Source organism: Shewanella vesiculosa, assembly GCF_009994065.1.
Taxonomy (GTDB): domain Bacteria; phylum Pseudomonadota; class Gammaproteobacteria; order Enterobacterales; family Shewanellaceae; genus Shewanella; species Shewanella vesiculosa.
Genome location: NZ_JAACSD010000006.1, coordinates 182763 through 200376, shown reverse-complemented (window position 1 = coordinate 200376; position 17614 = coordinate 182763). Strand labels below are relative to the sequence as shown.

Annotated in this window: 18 protein-coding genes; 7 read left to right on the top strand and 11 right to left on the bottom strand. The window is 41.0% G+C overall.

The window, feature by feature from the left end; all coding sequences use genetic code 11:
* Position 1: 1 nt before the first annotated feature.
* Positions 2–1318 (top strand): sensor histidine kinase, encoded by a 1317-nt coding sequence (locus GW828_RS06890; protein ID WP_273058252.1) that lies wholly within the window; start codon positions 2–4, stop codon positions 1316–1318.
* Between the two features lie 271 nt (positions 1319–1589).
* On the opposite strand, the gene GW828_RS06885 is transcribed toward GW828_RS06890, so the two are convergent.
* The gene (locus GW828_RS06885; RefSeq protein WP_273058253.1) at positions 1590–2651 is read right to left on the bottom strand and encodes an oxidoreductase; all 1062 of its coding nucleotides are present in this window, start codon (positions 2649–2651) and stop codon (positions 1590–1592) included.
* A gap of 720 nt (positions 2652–3371) precedes the next feature.
* On the opposite strand from GW828_RS06885, the gene GW828_RS06880 reads away from it, so the two are divergent.
* From GW828_RS06880 to GW828_RS06865, 4 genes are all read left to right on the top strand, one after another.
* Positions 3372–4106 (top strand): substrate-binding periplasmic protein, encoded by a 735-nt coding sequence (locus GW828_RS06880; RefSeq protein WP_124015391.1) that lies wholly within the window; start codon positions 3372–3374, stop codon positions 4104–4106.
* A gap of 139 nt (positions 4107–4245) precedes the next feature.
* Positions 4246–5739 (top strand): methyl-accepting chemotaxis protein, encoded by a 1494-nt coding sequence (locus GW828_RS06875; protein ID WP_182722591.1) that lies wholly within the window; start codon positions 4246–4248, stop codon positions 5737–5739.
* A 480-nt stretch (positions 5740–6219) separates the two neighbouring features.
* Positions 6220–6471, top strand: coding sequence for a hypothetical protein (locus tag GW828_RS06870; protein ID WP_124015389.1), 252 nt, complete (start codon positions 6220–6222; stop codon positions 6469–6471).
* A gap of 465 nt (positions 6472–6936) precedes the next feature.
* The gene (locus GW828_RS06865; RefSeq protein ID WP_124015388.1) at positions 6937–7428 is read left to right on the top strand and encodes a DUF1097 domain-containing protein; all 492 of its coding nucleotides are present in this window, start codon (positions 6937–6939) and stop codon (positions 7426–7428) included.
* Between the two features lie 120 nt (positions 7429–7548).
* On the opposite strand, the gene GW828_RS06860 is transcribed toward GW828_RS06865, so the two are convergent.
* From GW828_RS06860 to GW828_RS06845, 4 genes are all read right to left on the bottom strand, one after another.
* Positions 7549–8013, bottom strand: coding sequence for a DUF2846 domain-containing protein (locus tag GW828_RS06860; protein WP_273058257.1), 465 nt, complete (start codon positions 8011–8013; stop codon positions 7549–7551).
* 134 nt (positions 8014–8147) lie between these two features.
* Entirely contained in the window at positions 8148–9281 is a 1134-nt protein-coding gene (locus GW828_RS06855; RefSeq protein ID WP_273058259.1) for a nitroreductase family protein, read from the bottom strand.
* 679 nt (positions 9282–9960) lie between these two features.
* The gene (locus tag GW828_RS06850; protein WP_124015385.1) at positions 9961–10413 is read right to left on the bottom strand and encodes a DMT family transporter; all 453 of its coding nucleotides are present in this window, start codon (positions 10411–10413) and stop codon (positions 9961–9963) included.
* 10 nt (positions 10414–10423) lie between these two features.
* On the bottom strand, positions 10424–10858 hold the full coding sequence (locus GW828_RS06845; RefSeq protein WP_182697620.1) for a DMT family transporter: 435 nt from the start codon (positions 10856–10858) through the stop codon (positions 10424–10426).
* Between the two features lie 95 nt (positions 10859–10953).
* Here GW828_RS06845 and GW828_RS06840 point away from each other — a divergent pair, with 95 nt between their 5' ends.
* Together GW828_RS06840 and GW828_RS06835 are read left to right on the top strand one after the other, a co-directional pair.
* Positions 10954–11892 carry a LysR family transcriptional regulator gene (locus GW828_RS06840; protein WP_273058261.1) on the top strand — a complete coding sequence of 313 codons (939 nt, stop codon included), beginning with the start codon at positions 10954–10956 and terminating at the stop codon, positions 11890–11892.
* Positions 11858–12127: a hypothetical protein gene (locus GW828_RS06835; protein ID WP_273693311.1), complete on the top strand. Its 270-nt coding sequence runs from the start codon at positions 11858–11860 to the stop codon at positions 12125–12127. The genes GW828_RS06840 and GW828_RS06835 overlap by 35 nt, the downstream gene beginning before the upstream one ends.
* 474 nt (positions 12128–12601) lie before the next feature.
* Here GW828_RS06835 and GW828_RS06830 read toward each other — a convergent pair whose 3' ends face one another.
* The 6 genes from GW828_RS06830 to GW828_RS06805 form a co-directional block, all read right to left on the bottom strand.
* The gene (locus GW828_RS06830) at positions 12602–13204 is read right to left on the bottom strand and encodes a class I SAM-dependent methyltransferase (RefSeq protein ID WP_124015381.1); all 603 of its coding nucleotides are present in this window, start codon (positions 13202–13204) and stop codon (positions 12602–12604) included.
* A gap of 110 nt (positions 13205–13314) precedes the next feature.
* Complete coding sequence (locus GW828_RS06825) at positions 13315–13602, bottom strand: hypothetical protein (protein ID WP_273058263.1); 288 nt, start codon at positions 13600–13602, stop codon at positions 13315–13317.
* Positions 13592–13996: a DUF1801 domain-containing protein gene (locus GW828_RS06820; protein WP_124015380.1), complete on the bottom strand. Its 405-nt coding sequence runs from the start codon at positions 13994–13996 to the stop codon at positions 13592–13594. Before GW828_RS06820 ends, GW828_RS06825 begins: the two co-directional genes overlap by 11 nt.
* A gap of 145 nt (positions 13997–14141) precedes the next feature.
* Complete coding sequence (locus GW828_RS06815; protein WP_273058266.1) at positions 14142–14648, bottom strand: GNAT family N-acetyltransferase; 507 nt, start codon at positions 14646–14648, stop codon at positions 14142–14144.
* A gap of 242 nt (positions 14649–14890) precedes the next feature.
* Entirely contained in the window at positions 14891–16321 is a 1431-nt protein-coding gene (locus GW828_RS06810) for an amidohydrolase family protein (protein WP_273058268.1), read from the bottom strand.
* A gap of 250 nt (positions 16322–16571) precedes the next feature.
* Positions 16572–17561 (bottom strand): alpha/beta hydrolase, encoded by a 990-nt coding sequence (locus tag GW828_RS06805; RefSeq protein ID WP_273058270.1) that lies wholly within the window; start codon positions 17559–17561, stop codon positions 16572–16574.
* Positions 17562–17614: the final 53 nt, after the last annotated feature.

The following is a 17614-nucleotide window of genomic DNA, read 5'->3' as shown; positions in this document are numbered from 1 at the left end:
CGTGTATTCACTCAAAGGATATCTTACCCGTAACTTACTGATCACTCTTACCTTTACTATGGTGTTATTACTGTATTTCCTGTATCAGGGTATCCAAATATTAACTCAAGACTTTGTCGCCTCACGCCTGCAACATGATGCCGACAGTCTGATCTCCGCACTTGAACAACATCCTGATACCACTTGGTCGCTCACCTCAGACCGTTTACCCAATGTCTACCATAGGGTAAATTCAGGACATTACTTTGCCATTCAGATTGGCACGCAAACTCTGCGATCGCGTTCCTTATTCGACCATGAAATAAGTATTCCCGCCCTAAAAGCAGGTCAGCAACAACAAGCCAGCCAATTTGTGGGCAAAGAACATTGGTTAATATTTAGTCAAGCGATTATCAAGAACGATCAATTAGTTATCCTTTGGATAACGGAAGACATCAGCGCACTTGAACAAACTCAAGTACACTTTTTAGCCTTTGCCAGCGCGGCGGTATTACTCACTATTATCATTCTATTACTTGCACAAAATCAGCTACTCAAACGCGGATTTAAACCCTTAGAACAGATGCCTGAAGCCATAAGGCAGATGCGTACCCAAGGGCAAGAAATTAATCCAGGCAACATGCCGAGTGAGATAGTTCCGCTGATTGAAGAGATAGATCGCTTAGTTAATCAGTTGGGGCAGCGAGTACAACGATCCCGCAATGCCCTTGGTAACTTAGCTCATGAAATGAAACGCCCTCTGCAAGGGTTGCAGTCCTATCTAGAAAGTCTGCCACCGGAACAAAGAGCGCAAGGCAGCAAGGTATTATCAAACCTGCACCACATTATAGAGCGGGAGCTTAAGCGCACTAAAATTGTTGGCCTCTCTATGCCAGGTCGCTTTACCGTTCTAGATGATGATCTCGCGCCACTTATCCAAGTGATGTTGCGCATCTACCCCCAGCAGATCATTCTAAGCCACTATGATAACGGTTTAGTCATGCCCTTTGATCGCGACGATTTACTCGAACTGCTGGGTAATTTGCTTGATAACGCCTGCAAACATGCCAGTAAAAATATTGAAATACAGATCAAGCAGCAAAGTATCCCTAAAGCTGGCTATCTCATTGAGGTAAGCGATGATGGTGAGGGAGTCTCAGATACGGCATTATCTATGATTATTAATCGTGGAGTCAGGCTAGATGAGAGTATCCAAGGCCACGGCTTGGGTCTGTCCATCTGTAAAGATATCGTCGATAGCTATCAAGGCGAACTCAACTTTAGCCATGCAAAACAAGGCGGATTAACCGTAAGCGTCTTTCTCCCCATTCACAGCTAAATGAGCCTAACCTGGTTAATGAATGATGAGAAAAAGGCTGACGGCTGACAAAAAACACTTGTCACCATAACAGTGATTATCGTTGCTATGGTGGCTTAATGCTGTGGTATCAGCAGCAATGTAAAATGCAGTACAGCAATCAACAATGACCAAAGATCACCTTTTCTAATGTGGATGATCATTGACACTGTGATGGCCAAATCGATGTTAACCTCGGTTTGAGGTAGAGCAAGCTATTACGCTCATCATAGACACAAGTGAATCCAAAAGATTAACGATTAACTTTAGGCATGAGCATTGTTTTACCGCTCATACTGCTTAATTCCGCTAACTCAAGTATCCGTAACACCTCGACGACATCATTTGGTTCAACAGGATTAGGACCACCTAAAGTGATAGCTTGTGCTATTTCTGCATAATATTGCTGATAACAACCATTGACTGTTTCGACTGTGGTTTCCCTAATTTGGCCACTAGTATCGCCCGAAATTTCACCGTAAAAACGGCCATAGTTGGCTGCCTTTTCCACACCATACAATGGACCATTTGGAGTAATACCGGTTTTTAATTGCTCTTCCTGAGGATCTAAACCGTATTTAACATATGTTCCCTGTGTACCCTCAATACGAAAACGCATATTGGGAGCTGCTGAAAATGAACTCGCGTGCAGCACGACTTCAAGATTTTCGTAATGGAGTATCACATGAAAGTAATCCGTCGTTTGCGATCCTTCTCTTAACGGTAAGCATCTTGCTGTCAGAGCTTCTGGCAAACCAAAAAGACAGATAGCTTGATCAACGATATGAGCACCAAGATCAAACCAAATACCTGTCCCCTCGCCTGGTTGTTCTCGCCATCTTGGCCGAACGGTGGGGCGAAAACGATCAAAATGAGATTCAAAGAATCGTACACAACCAAATCGATTCTGTTGCAAAAGGCTTTTAGCAGTTAAAAAATCGCCGTCCCAACGCCGATTATGAAAAACAGACAATAATAAACCGCTATCGTTAGCAAGCTGAATTAACTCTATAGCTTGTAAACTTGTGGTCACCATAGGTTTTTCGATAACAACATTAATGCCTTTTTCTAAACATAATTTTGCCAATGAAAAATGAACATTATTGGGCGCGGTAATAATGATTAAATCTAGGTCGGCACCCGCGATTAACGCTGGTGCATTATCATAAAGTGAAATAGCAGAATATTTCATCCTAAGTAATTCTGTTTGAGAACTACTGATTGCAACTAATTCAAAAGATGCTGAAGATTCAATCAATGGAATGTGAAATGTTTTCGCAGAATATCCGTAGCCTATTACACCAACTTTTATCATTTTATCGTTAACCTATTTTTTAACCGCATGAATCTAAATATCGCGCCAACTAACGAAAATGAAACGGTTCTATTGTCGTTTGTTAGATTGTCACTGAATGCAACTTATAACATCCCATGACTTAAATCGATACTCAAAATTCTCATCCATACTAGGGAGCTGTTGCAATGTTAACATCAGGTTGTCGTTGATCAGCATCCGATAACGCACAACAAAGAACTCATCCCCTTGAGCTAAAACTTGTGCCGCAGTGCTACATTTGTAAATAAAAAGAAATCGTTTATATCAGCCCCATTCCCACAAAGACTTAAAGCCCATATCACGCTGAACCACATCACATTAACGACTTAATTAACTCAAAATCAAAAGTCGATAAACATCAATTAATGAGGTTTATGGTTTAAATTCGATTGCTTGCTCTTGTTTTAAAATTTAAGTCTATACTAAAGGAGTCATTGTCTCGGTCAGACGTTGTATGCCATAAAGTGTCGTAACATATGAATAATCACAGGCATACAAGTTAGGTAAATCGACTTATTTAAATGCTCATGGATGATATTGGAAACATGATAACAACAAGACTATTGCTAAATAATAAGTTTATTTAACAATAAAAAAATTGAGGTTTTACCTTAGGTAAGCAAGAAAAACGCTTGATACCTCTCAAGGTACTAACGTGTTATTGACTCTGATTTACATCTTTCATTTCTAGGAGATTTTATGAAGTTTAACTATGCCATATTAGGATTATTATTCGCTATCGGTGGCAGTACAGCAAACGCTGAAACCGTGCACCTTACCTCATTAGATTGGGCGCCGTATTCAGGAAAAACCTTAGAAAATCAAGGTGCCAGTGTGGTTGTTGCCCAAGCTGCATTTACAGCCATGGGCCATGAGCTTGTGGTCGATTTTTTTCCTTGGAGCCGTGCGGTGAAATTAGCCTCAGAGTCAGGCTCTCAATATGTGGGGTATTTTCCAGAATACCTATATGAATCAAGCGAATTTACTTTTTCTGCCCCCATGGGACAAGGTCCACTAGGTTTAGTTGAAAAGAAATCGTCACCGATCAGCTGGGCTAAGGTAAGCGACCTTTCCAAGTATAAACTGGGCGTAGTTCAAGATTACGTCAATACAGAAGAACTTGATGCACTTATCGCCAGTAAAGAGATCAAACCTCAAGTGGTCACATCAGATGAAATTAACGTACAAAAAGTCCTCGGTGGTCGCATCGATGCAGCTGTAATTGACGCTAACGTTCTCAATTACATGCTCACCCACAGCAGCAAACTTGCTAAGGATAAAGATCAGGTTCAGATGAATGCTAAGCTATTGATGAATAAAGACCTTTATATTGCATTTCGCAATGATGCTGAGGGAAAGAAATGGCAAGATATCTATGACCAAGGTTTAAGTAAAATTGATATTAATGCACTCATGACAGAACATTTAAAGTAACAATGAAGCAGTACTGCACATTAAGTGTCGATGTGATCCGACTTTATTCGGACGCTGTTATCGATACCTATAATTTTAAAGTATCGTAATAAACTAGATTACGATGCGTTATTGAACTCAAGTTAAAATGAGTAATTTTATGACGCTATTCAAATCAATTTCTTTTAAGTTAATCATGGCAGCCTTAGTCGCAGTCACCTTTTTAGTAGTGATCTTTGGGGTGTATGACTATTTTGCTCAAAGTGAAAAATTACGACACAAACAAGATGTGCAACTAGATTTAGTCGCCTCAAGATTACAGTTAAGCCTTCCTAGCGCGGTTTGGAATTACGACGAGTCTCAAATGACTCGGATACTTGATTCAGAACAGCAGTCCGATGATGTTGCTTTTTTAACTTATCATAACGATAAAGGTGATCAGATAGCCCAATCCAAGGGGGAAATGAGTGCTAATTTTAGAACCATAAAATTGCAATATGTGGAAGATGAGACCGCTACTGAGATAGGTTCAGTCAAGTTATACATCGACGATACCAGTATTAAAGACGAGCTCGCAGAACTCGCCTTTAAAATAATTTTAAAAGGTCTATTGCTGGATATTTTTCTCGTCACCGCACTGTCTATTCTTTTTAGTAAGTTGATCACTCGGCCACTCACCCATGTCGCTAATGCCTTAGAAGATATCGCCAGTGGCGAAGGCAATTTAACCCGCAGGCTCAATGTCAGTCGTGAAGATGAAATTGGCAAGGTATCCAGTTCATTTAATCTATTTGTAGATAAAATTCAAATACTCGTGCAGTCAATTCAAGTCTCGGTTGATGATGTATTTCGAGCCGCGAGAAATGTACACACTGGTGCAGAAAGCAGTCGTGGTCATGTACACGACCAGCAATTAGAAACAGATCAAGTCGCAGCAGCAATCACACAAATGTCGGCCTCAGCCAAAGAAATCGCTACCAGCGTGCAACTATCAGCCGACTCTGCACTTCAAGCCAACATGGATGCTAAACAAGTATCTGACATTATTAATCATTCTATTGACTCTATTAATGATTTATCTAACCAATTGACGGAAGCCGCCGCTGTGGTCAACTCGCTAGATAAGGACGTAACAGACATAGTATCTATCTTAGATGTTATCCGCAGTATTGCAGAACAAACAAATTTACTGGCATTAAACGCCGCGATTGAAGCTGCGAGAGCTGGGGAACAAGGCCGTGGCTTTGCGGTTGTGGCCGATGAAGTACGCGCCCTTGCTAGCCGTACCCAACAAAGTACAGCTGAAATTCAAACTGGCATCAACAAGCTGCAATCCGGTGCTAAGTCAGCCGTTAAAGTCATGCTTGATAGTCAGAGTAAAAGTGAGGCTTCAGTTGTTAATGCCCAAAGTTCGGGAACAGCCATTAATAGAATCTTAACGTCCACTGAACAAATTACCGATATGGCGACTCATATCGCAACAGCAGTAGAGCAACAAAGTACCGTGGCAGAAGACTTAACCCACAATATCAATCGTATTGTCTCATCTGGTCAGGACAACCTTACGCTGCTCAGTGAAATGAATCAAAACTCTGAAGATTTAGAGTCGACATCACGGGACTTAAAACAACTCACTAACCAGTTTAAGGCATAATATTAAACCTTATCAATCAGCGATAATTATTGAGTCGATGCTGAGTGATAATGATGGTGTAATTAAGAGCATTTAGTGTTGCCGTAGGCAACTCAATTTAGACATCAATTGAGTTGGCTGCGTCATTTTTGCTTAATAAGCATTTGAGTTAACAACGATGCTTATCAAAAAATCAGCTGCGAATCTTAATATATTGTTGCTTCTACTTTATGGTTTACCCGCGAATTTTAGTTCCTACTCCACAGCGAATATACGAGGTAAACTTCGGTACTCCCTTTATATAGTCACTTTCAAACCAATCGCTATTGAAACCGCAGCGTTATTCATTTTCAATCATAGATCTATTTACATTACGACCACCAAAAGCGTTACCCCATATGCGATTTAAGCGGTTTTACCATTTTTCATGGAGTCAACTTTAGCCTAATCCTACGGTTTTCATTACAATGGGTCGAATACCGACTTTGAAGTAACCTAAAGATGGCAAAACCGAATAAAAAAGGCCCTTCACGTACCGTTGATATCTTCTGCGCTAAATGTAAAACCCAACTGTTTAAATATCGTAAGGGAGGTAAAGGTGCCTTAGTCAAATGCTTCAAAGAACGAATCGTTGAAGATAGCACTAAAGTTCCCTGCACTTGCCCAGAGTGCGGCCAGATATTTGCCCGTGATACCTTAATAAGAGGCGCGCCAGCATTTAAAATGATAGGCGGTAAAGTCACTTTCAAATAGCCTCATCGCACTCTCATCAATATCATAAGCATCAACAGCACTGATCCAGACGAATCCATAATGCATTAGGATCTTAGTATCAATTTTAATCACCCTTCATGCCAAAGGCTTATCTCTAAAGCTAAGCACAAGCCCGATGCGTACAATTAACACCTGTTGAACCTTAGGGTTTGTTACCCTCTAGATATTTGCAGTATTTGCCCCAACAATGAGTACAAGCATCTTATTTGTATCACTTTACTGATCGCTCAACCCAATCTTAATCATATAATAAGACTGCAATGAATCAGCTTTCCTGGCTACAAAATAAGTCATCCACTTACCTAGCCAATAATGTTTGGTTTTATTAGCCTTTGCGATTATTTGCGAACTGGATCGAGTTTTATAAGACAAAACTGCAACTACCTCACTTATTGTGCTAAATTTAGAATTCAGAGTTCTAAGTTTATCTTTTAAGAGGCGGCTATGGCCCATCGTTGGCAAATTGCAATTTCTGCGGGTTTATTAGCGGCTATTTGGGCTGGAGTTGCTGATGTGTTTCATCTGGTAACCTGGGTCGGGTTTCTCGGTTGCAGTACTTTCTTCGCTCAAACTGAATCGGGCGCTAAAGGCATGATAATGGCGATGATGACCAATCTTTCCGGCGTATTCTGGGGATGGTTAATTATTGCGGGTAGCGGTGTTTTGGGGTCGCCCGTAATAAGCTATGCATTAACGGGAATTGTTACTGCGCTTATGTGCTTACAAGCCAGTAATAAAAACTTTGCTTTTATTCCCGGCACATTTATTGGCTGTTGTATTACGTTTGCTCTAAATGCAGATATCGCAGCCATTATTCCACCGCTCGTTATAGGCGCTGTACTCGGTTACAGCATGAGCTTACTCACGAGCTTATTGATAACGTTAACGGATAAAACAGCTGAATCGTTAAAAGACAAAACCATAGAAGAAATCTAAATACAAAGTAGATTAATTATAAAATAGCTCGCCTGTTGACTCATATGTGCCAATTACAATGGCCAATATAATCAATGATTAGGAAGCAAAGCTCTGTCGTAAAAGCGACGCTACGCCTTGTTAGTTTGTCTTAGTCTCAAGTAACTCTTGTAATGCCGTTTCTTGATTAATAAGCCCAAGCGAGTAATTACCAGAAATACTTGATACGCCGCCCACATAAGCTGCATTGGCAAGCTCAGCAGTTAAGCGAACAAAATACGTTTTATTGGCGTGAGCATCAAAAGAGATTTGCAATCCACCGGCACGCCAATTGGACATAATCCCTCCTTCTTTAACTGCAATTATCACGCTACCAGGATTAAGATCCAAAACATGGTAGCCTCCGTTGCTGATATTGAAACTGTCGACACCATTTAGCTGTATTGTCGGAGCTGCTGCGCCATCCAACATGGCCCAAGGACGATAGAAATATACTTTAGCTTTATTTGCCTCGGGCGCTTGCGTTTGAGTAAATTTAGCGCCGGTGGCACTACAAGCGGTCAGCGATGCAATCATAACTAGCGAACAAATAAATTTATTCAACATCGACTACGCTCCTTCTCACCTCAAATTAACGCTCGTATCTGCGACACTGTGTGGCATGCATTTGTTAGCAATATTCACTATTTAAATTCTATAGGTATACTTACAAAGCTTAATAAAAATTGGTTTAGTTCATATCAATCTACAATCCAGCTTATGTCATAGTGTGGAAATTCAGGAACAGCTTCAGACGCTCTTTCTTTAGATGAAAGCACTGCAAAATGGCCACGTCTATTCAGAGCCGCACAACCAGTTTCCCAATTCGCACACCAGATGCCAAGAGCAACAGCGGCGTAATACCGTGAACTAATAGAAGTGCAGAAATCAAAGCGAATGAGTTTTTCTTCACCATTAATTTGCTCTGTTACGGCAGCAGAGCGGGTAGTCTGTCCATTGTATGAAGACGGTGACCACTGACAAACCTCATAGCAACGTCCATAATCACAATAGGGATTGGATTTAGTATCCAGCGGCGTCTCGAATGACGGATCGGCAAAAAACAATTCCGATAACGGTAAACGTTTATGCATTAACTTATTAAACAAACGAATAAATAATGGCTTATACATAGAATCATAGCCGATTGCACACACACAAATAACATGATCTTTTGTTGGGTCGATCTTATTACCGAGGTGCTGCAGAATGCTTTTATTATCAGCGCCAGGTCCTATCCAACAAGTTGCAATCCCCATACGTGTTGCTTGAATAACAATTTTTTGCAAACTACGACCGACATCTATTATTGATAAGCGATCATATTCGCGTGGGGCAATGGCAACTAAAAATTCGTGTGCACCAACCACTGGCCAAACCGTTAATGCGGCTTTAATATATTCAAACCGAATGGTTTTTTGCCCAAGTAATTGACTTGGTTGACTATGAAACTGAACCGTCTTAAGTAATTCAGCATGATGTTCCGCCGTTAAATTGCGAGACTGAAATGAACGGCATGATTTGCGAGATCGCATCAGATCAAATATATCAAGATGGTGTTTATTGGCAGGTACCTTTTCGGTAGGATGGAGTCCATATTTAACCATAACAATGGTGCCAAACAGCGCGATACTCAACAATGTCGCCAGACCAAGCGGCAGCCAAAACAACAAAGCTTGCCAATGCCCAATAATCCAGCCAATCCCAGCAATCAGTAGCAATACCAAGATCCATATTGCATGGATAATATATTGTAACCAACCACTAAATTGAAGCCTTAACTTTAGCTTCCATATCGCACTATCTTCAAAGGACCATTGTTTTTCTAATGGCATATAGCTCTCCCATACACTTAAAATGCGCTTGAACACATGTAGACATTAACTTAAGGAGCAACTATCGCTCTGTGTGACTGACTAACGCCTAACACATTACTCTGCCGCACAAAATAATTGGCAATTTTTGCCAATACGCTGGAGTACAAAAGGTAGCAACGGTTTTGTGTGAGTAGCAGTAACGTCTTATATGCCTAATTCTTGATAGAGGCTGTATTTTTAAAACCAACCGTCTTTCGAAGATATCTGTCCATTTAAACCACATTTTCACCGCGGGACAACATTTTTAATTCCTCACTTTGGTGCATTTCGAATAACAAATCATGAACGCCTGAGTAAACCACATTTGTTTCATTTGATATTTTTCTATGGGTTCAGATAATTTTTCATTTGAACTTTTTATAACGGCTCAATAACAATGACCAATTTCCATGTCCATGTCCAAGTCCAAGTCCAAGTCCAAGTATCGATTTAACGTCACTAACCGGTGGATAGATTAATTTGCTGAATATATCTAATTTATTCATAAGTGATTGGCTCTCTTTTACCTATAACGCCGCCAAAGCGCAAAGCGTTAACCGTCCGACTTGAGTCGCTTGTATCGCCAAACGACTCTCAACGTCACTTAAACACGCTTTAACACCCGATCAAATAACAATAAACTGCATGTCATCTAGCCTTATTCCACGTTGGCTTGGTTACTGGCATGGATATAGTACAGCGCGATAGCTAAGCAGATAACCGCCGCTATTCGACTTGGCGAAAACACTATCGCGTCATTGCCGAACCAGCCGAAATTATCGATTAACATGCTCATTAACAGTTGCCCAAAAATAACGGCTACGGTTGCTACCGCTGTACCAATTTTTTGCACCGCAAACACCATGATAACTATGTATGGTACGCCGCACATCGCGCCCAGCAACTGCCATTTAGGTACCTCTAGCAAAGTTAACGAATGCGCAGGTTCAAAATAAAAAATAAGCAGACCCGTCACCAAGGCGCCTAACGAAAAGGTTAAAAAGGCACAACGAAATACGCCGACTTTACTGCCAAGTTGTCCATTAATTGCCGCTTGAATACTCAATGTTGCGCCACCGATGACCGCCAACATAATCATAATAAATGTCATTACTCCCCCCTTAACCCTGTGCCATTAAAATAAGTGCTGCTACGATAAATCCCAGTGCGATAAGCCGTTTTCGATCAATTGGCCGCGGTTGACTGGCAAATAAGCCAAAGTGATCAATGATCAGACTCTTCGACACTTGGCCGGTTAAAATCCCTATCATAGTCATGGCGATACCGATTGCTGGCGCAGTAATCGTTAAAATCACAACGTATATTGGCCCTAATATTCCGCCAAGCAGTGTCCAAGAAGGCTGGGAAAAAAATGACGGACTATTTCTTGGGCTGAAAAAAAGCATCAAGATAAAGGTTAACGCCGCACCTACCCCAAATATGCTAAAGGTTGCCCATAGCTCACCCACCTCAGCCCCTAACGGACCTAACAACCCCGCTTCAACGGATAATCCCATCCCGCCGAGCACCACAAGTAAAATCAACATCAACTGCATAACTGAACCCCTAATCATAAAGCGCGCATCATAACCTAGTGCTTTATCGCGAAAAATGGGATAATCCAACAAACACCTTTGCAGGAATTGCACAGATGAACGATGCAAGCTCAATCAATATCAGAGCGTTAAAGTTTTTTATCGAAGTTTATGAAAGTAAGAGTTTCTCTATTGTTGCACGCCGTGAAGGTGTCTCGCCGTCTATGATATCAAGAGTGATTCAGCAGCTTGAAGAGTCACTAGGACAGCAGCTGTTTTACCGCAATACCCGCGCAATTATCCCAACTGAAGCAGGCAGGATTTTTAACGATTACGCCCGCTCGATGACTGAGCAATTAAATGAAGTTCGCAATGAGCTACAAGATAGGGCGACCGAGCCAAAAGGTTTAATAAGAATTAATGCACCCGTTTTCTTCGGCCAGAAACACATAGCCCCTTGGTTGGCAGGCTTTTTAACTCAATATCCAAAGGTGCAAGTTGAGCTCATTCAAACCGACGATTTCATCAATCCGCATATTGACGCCGCAGATGTCATCTTTCGAATCGGCTCACTTGCTGACTCAACACTTCATGCCCGAGTACTTGGAGTACAGCGCTACCATTTGGTCGCCTCTCCGGCATATTTAATCAAGCACGGCACCCCCGAAAAACCTAGCGATCTCACTCGCCATCACTGCCTAGTGTATAGCGGTTATTCTGGGCAAAATCGCTGGTTATTCAAAAGCAATACAACCACTTGGCTTCACCAAGCCGTAACGCCGACACTGGTATCGAACAATGCCGAGTCATTACTTATCTCAGCGTTAAATGATAGCGGGCTGGTATTATTCCCTAATTGGTTAATCGGCAACCATTTAAACAATGGCACACTGGTGTCACTGCTCAACGACTATCAACCGACAATTAAAACTGGACCACAGAATATTACCGCTATTTATCCTAATGCGCGTCGCCCACCGTTAAACGTTAGGGTGCTGATTGATTACTTTATTGATGTTTATGGCACACCAGCCTATTGGGAATATCAAACTTAAAGTTATTTTGATCAATTACTTCAAGCATGAGGCAACACAGTTGCTTGCTGTGAACATGTCAGTTCGCCATAGAATATTCAGGAATATTGGAAACAGTGAAACCATACTTGAGGAAGGTATAAGCACGATTTTCTTGCAGGTAAATTTCACAGCTGGGATGTTTGAAGATGATCTTAAGAGTTTGCTTTTATGTTTAGCAATCGCCTCCTCAGGATATGTGCAAGCACTTGATTAAATGTTTATTCGAGTGGGCTTTAATGATGTTCCTGATTAACGGTTAACTTATTTTGGAAAACATGTCAGGATTTGAAACAATTAGAATATGTAACCTGAACTAGTTATAACTGCATCCATAACCGGGCTATTGCAAGCTAATTCAACGCAGTTAACAAGGCAAAAGACTATTTAAGAGACGTTTGCGATACCGAGTTCAGGTTATGTAATATTCTTATTAGCAGTGCACTTACTTTTTACCTTTGCTACAACCATTACACCGATAACTTAACTTAACACTATAATATCTAGATAAAAATCGATTTTAAGTGTAGTGAAAACTGTACCGATAGCAGTTAGCATTAAACTCAATGAAAAATAGTGACTCTTTGATTTTTAAAATATGTTAAATCAAACACTTATAAGTTATAGGGTTTAAAAGCACACACTATAAAGCCTGCCAACGCCTTAAGAAGAACAATACTTTTGCAATTTGTTAGATTTTTTGTGCGATAACGGCATACCTATGCCAAGACTGATGCTCTCCATCAGGACCAACACCCAAACTTTTGTGTTCAGTATAAGACTCTATTCTATAGCCTCGAAACAAATTGATAATTTCACTTTCTGATACTACGAGCACATCCGGCCAATAGGCCTCCTTGTTATAATTAGGGCCAGCCATTGTATCTTCGCACCCGACAAACGAACCAACGAATATCCCACCAGGCAGTAATGAGCGAGTAATCTTGTGCCATACTTCATCGAACTTATTTTCAGGACAAAAACACAGACTTGAGTCAGCCACTATGAGTGAAGCTGAAGGGTATGTGAAAGCATCAAACGTACTTTGTGATAACCAAACGTTTTTGTCACTACCAAACCGCCTTTTACAGCGTTCAATAGCTTCTGATTCTATATCAAAAGCATGCACTTGAAACTGCTTAGATCGAAGGAACGCAATATCGCTTCCTGAACCACAGCCACAATCAATCGCTATCTTACGGTCACCAACTAATTCTATCGCTCGCTTAAGATCATCTCTAGTTTGCCGATTTTCTGTTGCTTTGAAGTACGTAGATATTTCTTTGGAAGGCATTCAATGGCTCCGAGTGTAATCTAACGCCCAATAATGGGCAGCTAATCGTTTGTTAACATGCTGTACGAAGTGAACCAAGCAAACTGTAACAGCCCCACTTGAATTACCTATTAGCGTGTATTTATCAGAATATTCAGTAACTCTTCAACATAGAAGTAATCTTTTTGCTGCTGAGTTAGCTTAATGAATGTTTTTGCCTTTGGCGCATACAAATGAACATCTACAGTGTCAGCACTATAATAGCCTCTAGAGTTCGTCATTTTACCTTTGTATTTGATGGAATAAACCATAAAGGTTCCAGCCTCTAGCGTTTCTTCTTTACAAGATAACACCTCAGCATCTTGGATAATTGCACCTTCAGTGCAATCGTCACCTTTCCAATGTCCCTCAAGCGCCAAGCAAAGGTCGATGTTTCAAACTATGGTACTTCAATGCCATTTGAAGACAATGGCCTAGAGGCCCTTCTTTAATAGCAGCATCCAGAGGAACCACAATCGCACGTTTACCCTCATATGCGAATTCATCTCGATATATCTCCCTGAAGGTTTCAATCAATCGAGTCTGGCAATGGAAATATACCTTTATAGAATCAGGATCTTTTGGCTTCCAGTCCATTCGAATCGTCGTGCCGCCTTTTACAAGATAGCTGGCCTCGCCCCACTTAAGCGTTTCTTCAACAGCACCCAAGTCATTTTCTTCCGCAACGGCAAGAATCAGATGACGAATGGCGTTAAGCAGTCTTTGCGCTTCAGCGGGGTAAGTCGCAAATTTTGCCTGTATTTCTGCTTTCACGGGGCCTCCAATTGCAACACACGTAACGCTGCGTTAAGCGGTGAGCAACGCGACGACCTAAACTAAACCATAGCACCTTAAACACCAAACTCAACTTGAGCTGAAACCACCAAGCATGGGGAATCAGTCTTGAACACTTTTTAAATTACAATAACTTGAAGAAGTAGACCGTTGCTTCCAACTCCCCTGTAGAGCTACGAGCAAATTGAGGGATTTGACCTGCCTCGGTGTAACCAATTGAACGATATAACGAAGAAGCTACGTCGCCTAACCGAGTATCTAACACAAGTAGTAACAAGCCCATTTCAGATGCGGTACTTTCCATTAGCGACATCAGCTTTTTGCTCACGCCTTTACCTCTAGCCCTCGTATCAACCATGAGTTTTTCAACTTCTCCTCTATGTGCACCATTAGCTTTAGCACAAAGAGATAATTGAACTGCGCCAATGACATTATCATTGTCATAGGCTAAAAACAGCTTTCGAGTACCCGACTCAAGTTCTGTTTCAACAGACTCCCAATATGATTTCACTTCTTGGTCATTGATTGGTGTTAAGAAACCGACAGAGGCACCACTCACGATACAATCAGCAAGTAACGAATGTAATTGCTCAACTAAACCCGATATCGAACTGACTTGTTTTATTTCCACAAAACTATCCTTGTATTTAACGCCCTAATAATGAGCACAAAATTGATGACTAAAATAAGCGAAGCACGATCAATAGTCAGCTGTTTTTAGTCCTTTGCAATGACTTAATATATGCTCGTTTCGATCGCTGTCAACGATTCGCATAATCATCCTTGAGCATATAACGCCAACGTAATTGGTGCGAGTTTACGAGCGTCCTAATTGATGCACCTGTTAAATTAAAATAATCACTGCCAATATTGCTAGGGCATTGCTCGTGAGATAATGTCTTCAAGCAACCTCCCCATACTTATGTATAGATTTGATGGTTTCTCTGCGGAGATTCTTAATGCCGATAATTCACTGCTGTTGATCCATTGCCCGGCCTTAATAACCGCAATGGGTGCAGCGAGTGCTTGCAAATCATCTAAAGGGTTATCTTTTAGCACAACCAAATCAGCTACCTTGCCAATCTCTATAGAGCCGTATTTATCGTCAACTCCCAATGCGGTTGCCGCATTGATAGTCGCAGCCCGTAAGACCTTTATTGGCGATATTCCCGCTTTCACCATCAGTTCAATTTCAAGGTGGGTTGATAACCCTGGTGGCATATATAAGGTTCCGCCATCAGAGCCTAACAATAATGTCACCTCTTGTTTATCCAGCTCCCTAACGATGTCAAAAAGAAACTGCTCCTCTTTGCTATTCCAGTCCGCTTGTTCCTGTGATGCTCCTAGCCATCTTTTAACGCCAAACTCAGTATTAATTATGCGATAAAGAGGATTTAAGGTGTTCAACGGCAGGCTATCGACGAACGCGGCTTTGTCTTGGCTTAATTTGGTCAAGTGATGGAATGTCGCCAACGTCGGAGTAACAGTCGGATTAATCGCCTTTAATTGGCTCACCCAAATAGCCATGCTGTTTTGATCAAATGAAAAATTAAGCGGGCCTTGAAAAATATCTTCCACATGCTCCAGAGATTGCAAGCCACTGTTAGATTGCAATCCAAGCCCATCTATCGGATTAGGGCCATGCTTGGCTATGGGGAAATCCAACCGTCTGGCTTCATCAGTAATGGCTTCAAAAACCTCCTTATCTAAGTAGCCATAGGCTTTGATAAAATCATATCCACCATCTTTATATTTTCTAACCAGTTCACGTGCTTTTGCTGGTGATATCACTACCTGCTGAAGAGCATGTGCATATCTTTCACCATCTAAAACGGGGGATGACGTATACAAATTGCTGCCAAGCCAATCACCTCTGTTTAACTCACTTTTCCATCTAAGGTGCATGGGTAACCCTCTCATATTCCTCACAGAGGTAACGCCATATGCGAGGTACAAGGCTAGGTATTTTCTGTCATGCAGATGAACGTGCATATCAAACAGGCCGGGCACGACGTATTCGCCGTGCAAATCGATCACCCGAGCATCTCGACTTTGGCTAGATGTTCTTTCTCCAATAGAGACGATCTGGCCTTTGGAAAGGTAAATTCGTTGATTTCTTATTGTTTTACCGGTTAATACATCAATGTAATTTGCATTGTCGAGCACAATATCTTCCGTATTATCAACGGCGTGCAAATCGTTAGGCATTTCATAAATTGATATTGGGATGGCGAGTAATATCAGAGCGAGTACACATAACAGCGATAGGATTGTATATTTCAGCAAGTTAATGAGAATCTTCATATTAATAAGCCAATTTGTAAACTTGGATTTAACGCCCACAGAAAATGGGCGAGTCTTTAATGGCGATGGTTAGCTGACCTTAGCATCTCACTGTAATACAACATCTTTCAATTGTGTTATTTCAATTTTTTATCTTTATATGAGCTCAAAGCTTTATTGACATAAGAGTTTGTCTTGGGTTGGTTTGCTGACTTTTCATCCAACAAACCAATTCTTAGGTACTAAGAGTTAGATGATGCAAAAATTGCCACTACTTAATCGCATTTCTTAACCATGGACCAATAAAGTTGGCAGCATTCAACATAATTGAAAAATGATTTTCTTTATCCACTATTTCAATTTCCTTGCGAGCGTCTTTACCACTGTATTTCTCTGCGAACATAGTGACTTTTAATGGATCAAACGCCTCATCTTGCCTTCCTATCCATAAACCAAATTCATGTATATCAGATAATTGAGAGTCAGGTGAATGAGGGGTCACAGCGTTCGACATATTAACAGTGTTAAACGGGACAATTTCAGGGTTATCTCTTAACACAGAATCTGGAAAATTGAATTTTACTGCTTTTGAATGACCGAAAAATAAACCACCGCTCATCGTATTGATGACAAAGTCAGAGGTTGTTACTGTAGAAAACTCGAAGCGTTTACTCTCACCAGCATCGTAATTAGTTTCTGAACGATAACCAAAATATGGCGCTAGAAATACATAGCCATCAATCTCTGCTCTTTGCTCCCAACTAGAATAATTTAGCGCTAAACCAGCACCACTTGAGTGACCACCAACAAATAGGGGAAGATTAGGGTATTTATCACGAGCAACGTTAACCATTGTATTAATGTCTAACCACACTTGTTCAACCTGTGGAGTATCACCCCGATTTCCGCCAGATCCTCCATGACCTCGTATGTCTGGCATATATACAGCGATATTAAAATTATCACGTAAACCCGTACCGATGTGATTGTAGCTAAGGCCGCTATGAGCCCCTGCGCCATGATAAAAGATTAACATTGCTTGGGGCTGTTTTGGCAGATAAGCACGATAGGCCAAGGAAACATCATCACTTGCCTGTACATAATTAATAGGCTGTAATGGCTTTTTAGGGGCATTTTTAATCTCAACAAGTGAGAAAAAGTCATTAGTACTTTGCTCATCAGAGCTAGCGTGCACATTATTTACAAGAAAAGTAAATAACAGTGTTATCAAAGCCTTCATCGCTATGGGGTTAAAGTTCATTAATTAATAGTTCCTTAAATAAAACCTTTTCAAAGTGAGAATTTTCTATTCGC

Bases quoted from the DNA above. Each gene is read 5' to 3' on its own strand.
- GW828_RS06885 (WP_273058253.1), bottom strand. From the start codon at position 2,651: ATGATAAAAGTTGGTGTAATAGGCTACGGATATTCTGCGAAAACATTT.
- GW828_RS06880 (WP_124015391.1), top strand. From the start codon at position 3,372: ATGAAGTTTAACTATGCCATATTAGGATTATTATTCGCTATCGGTGGC.
- GW828_RS06875 (WP_182722591.1), top strand. From the start codon at position 4,246: ATGACGCTATTCAAATCAATTTCTTTTAAGTTAATCATGGCAGCCTTA.
- GW828_RS06870 (WP_124015389.1), top strand. From the start codon at position 6,220: ATGGCAAAACCGAATAAAAAAGGCCCTTCACGTACCGTTGATATCTTC.
- GW828_RS06865 (WP_124015388.1), top strand. From the start codon at position 6,937: ATGGCCCATCGTTGGCAAATTGCAATTTCTGCGGGTTTATTAGCGGCT.
- GW828_RS06860 (WP_273058257.1), bottom strand. From the start codon at position 8,013: ATGTTGAATAAATTTATTTGTTCGCTAGTTATGATTGCATCGCTGACC.
- GW828_RS06855 (WP_273058259.1), bottom strand. From the start codon at position 9,281: ATGCCATTAGAAAAACAATGGTCCTTTGAAGATAGTGCGATATGGAAG.
- GW828_RS06850 (WP_124015385.1), bottom strand. From the start codon at position 10,413: ATGACATTTATTATGATTATGTTGGCGGTCATCGGTGGCGCAACATTG.
- GW828_RS06845 (WP_182697620.1), bottom strand. From the start codon at position 10,858: ATGCAGTTGATGTTGATTTTACTTGTGGTGCTCGGCGGGATGGGATTA.
- GW828_RS06840 (WP_273058261.1), top strand. From the start codon at position 10,954: ATGAACGATGCAAGCTCAATCAATATCAGAGCGTTAAAGTTTTTTATC.
- GW828_RS06835 (WP_273693311.1), top strand. From the start codon at position 11,858: ATGGCACACCAGCCTATTGGGAATATCAAACTTAAAGTTATTTTGATC.
- GW828_RS06830 (WP_124015381.1), bottom strand. From the start codon at position 13,204: ATGCCTTCCAAAGAAATATCTACGTACTTCAAAGCAACAGAAAATCGG.
- GW828_RS06810 (WP_273058268.1), bottom strand. From the start codon at position 16,321: ATGAAGATTCTCATTAACTTGCTGAAATATACAATCCTATCGCTGTTA.
- GW828_RS06805 (WP_273058270.1), bottom strand. From the start codon at position 17,561: ATGAACTTTAACCCCATAGCGATGAAGGCTTTGATAACACTGTTATTT.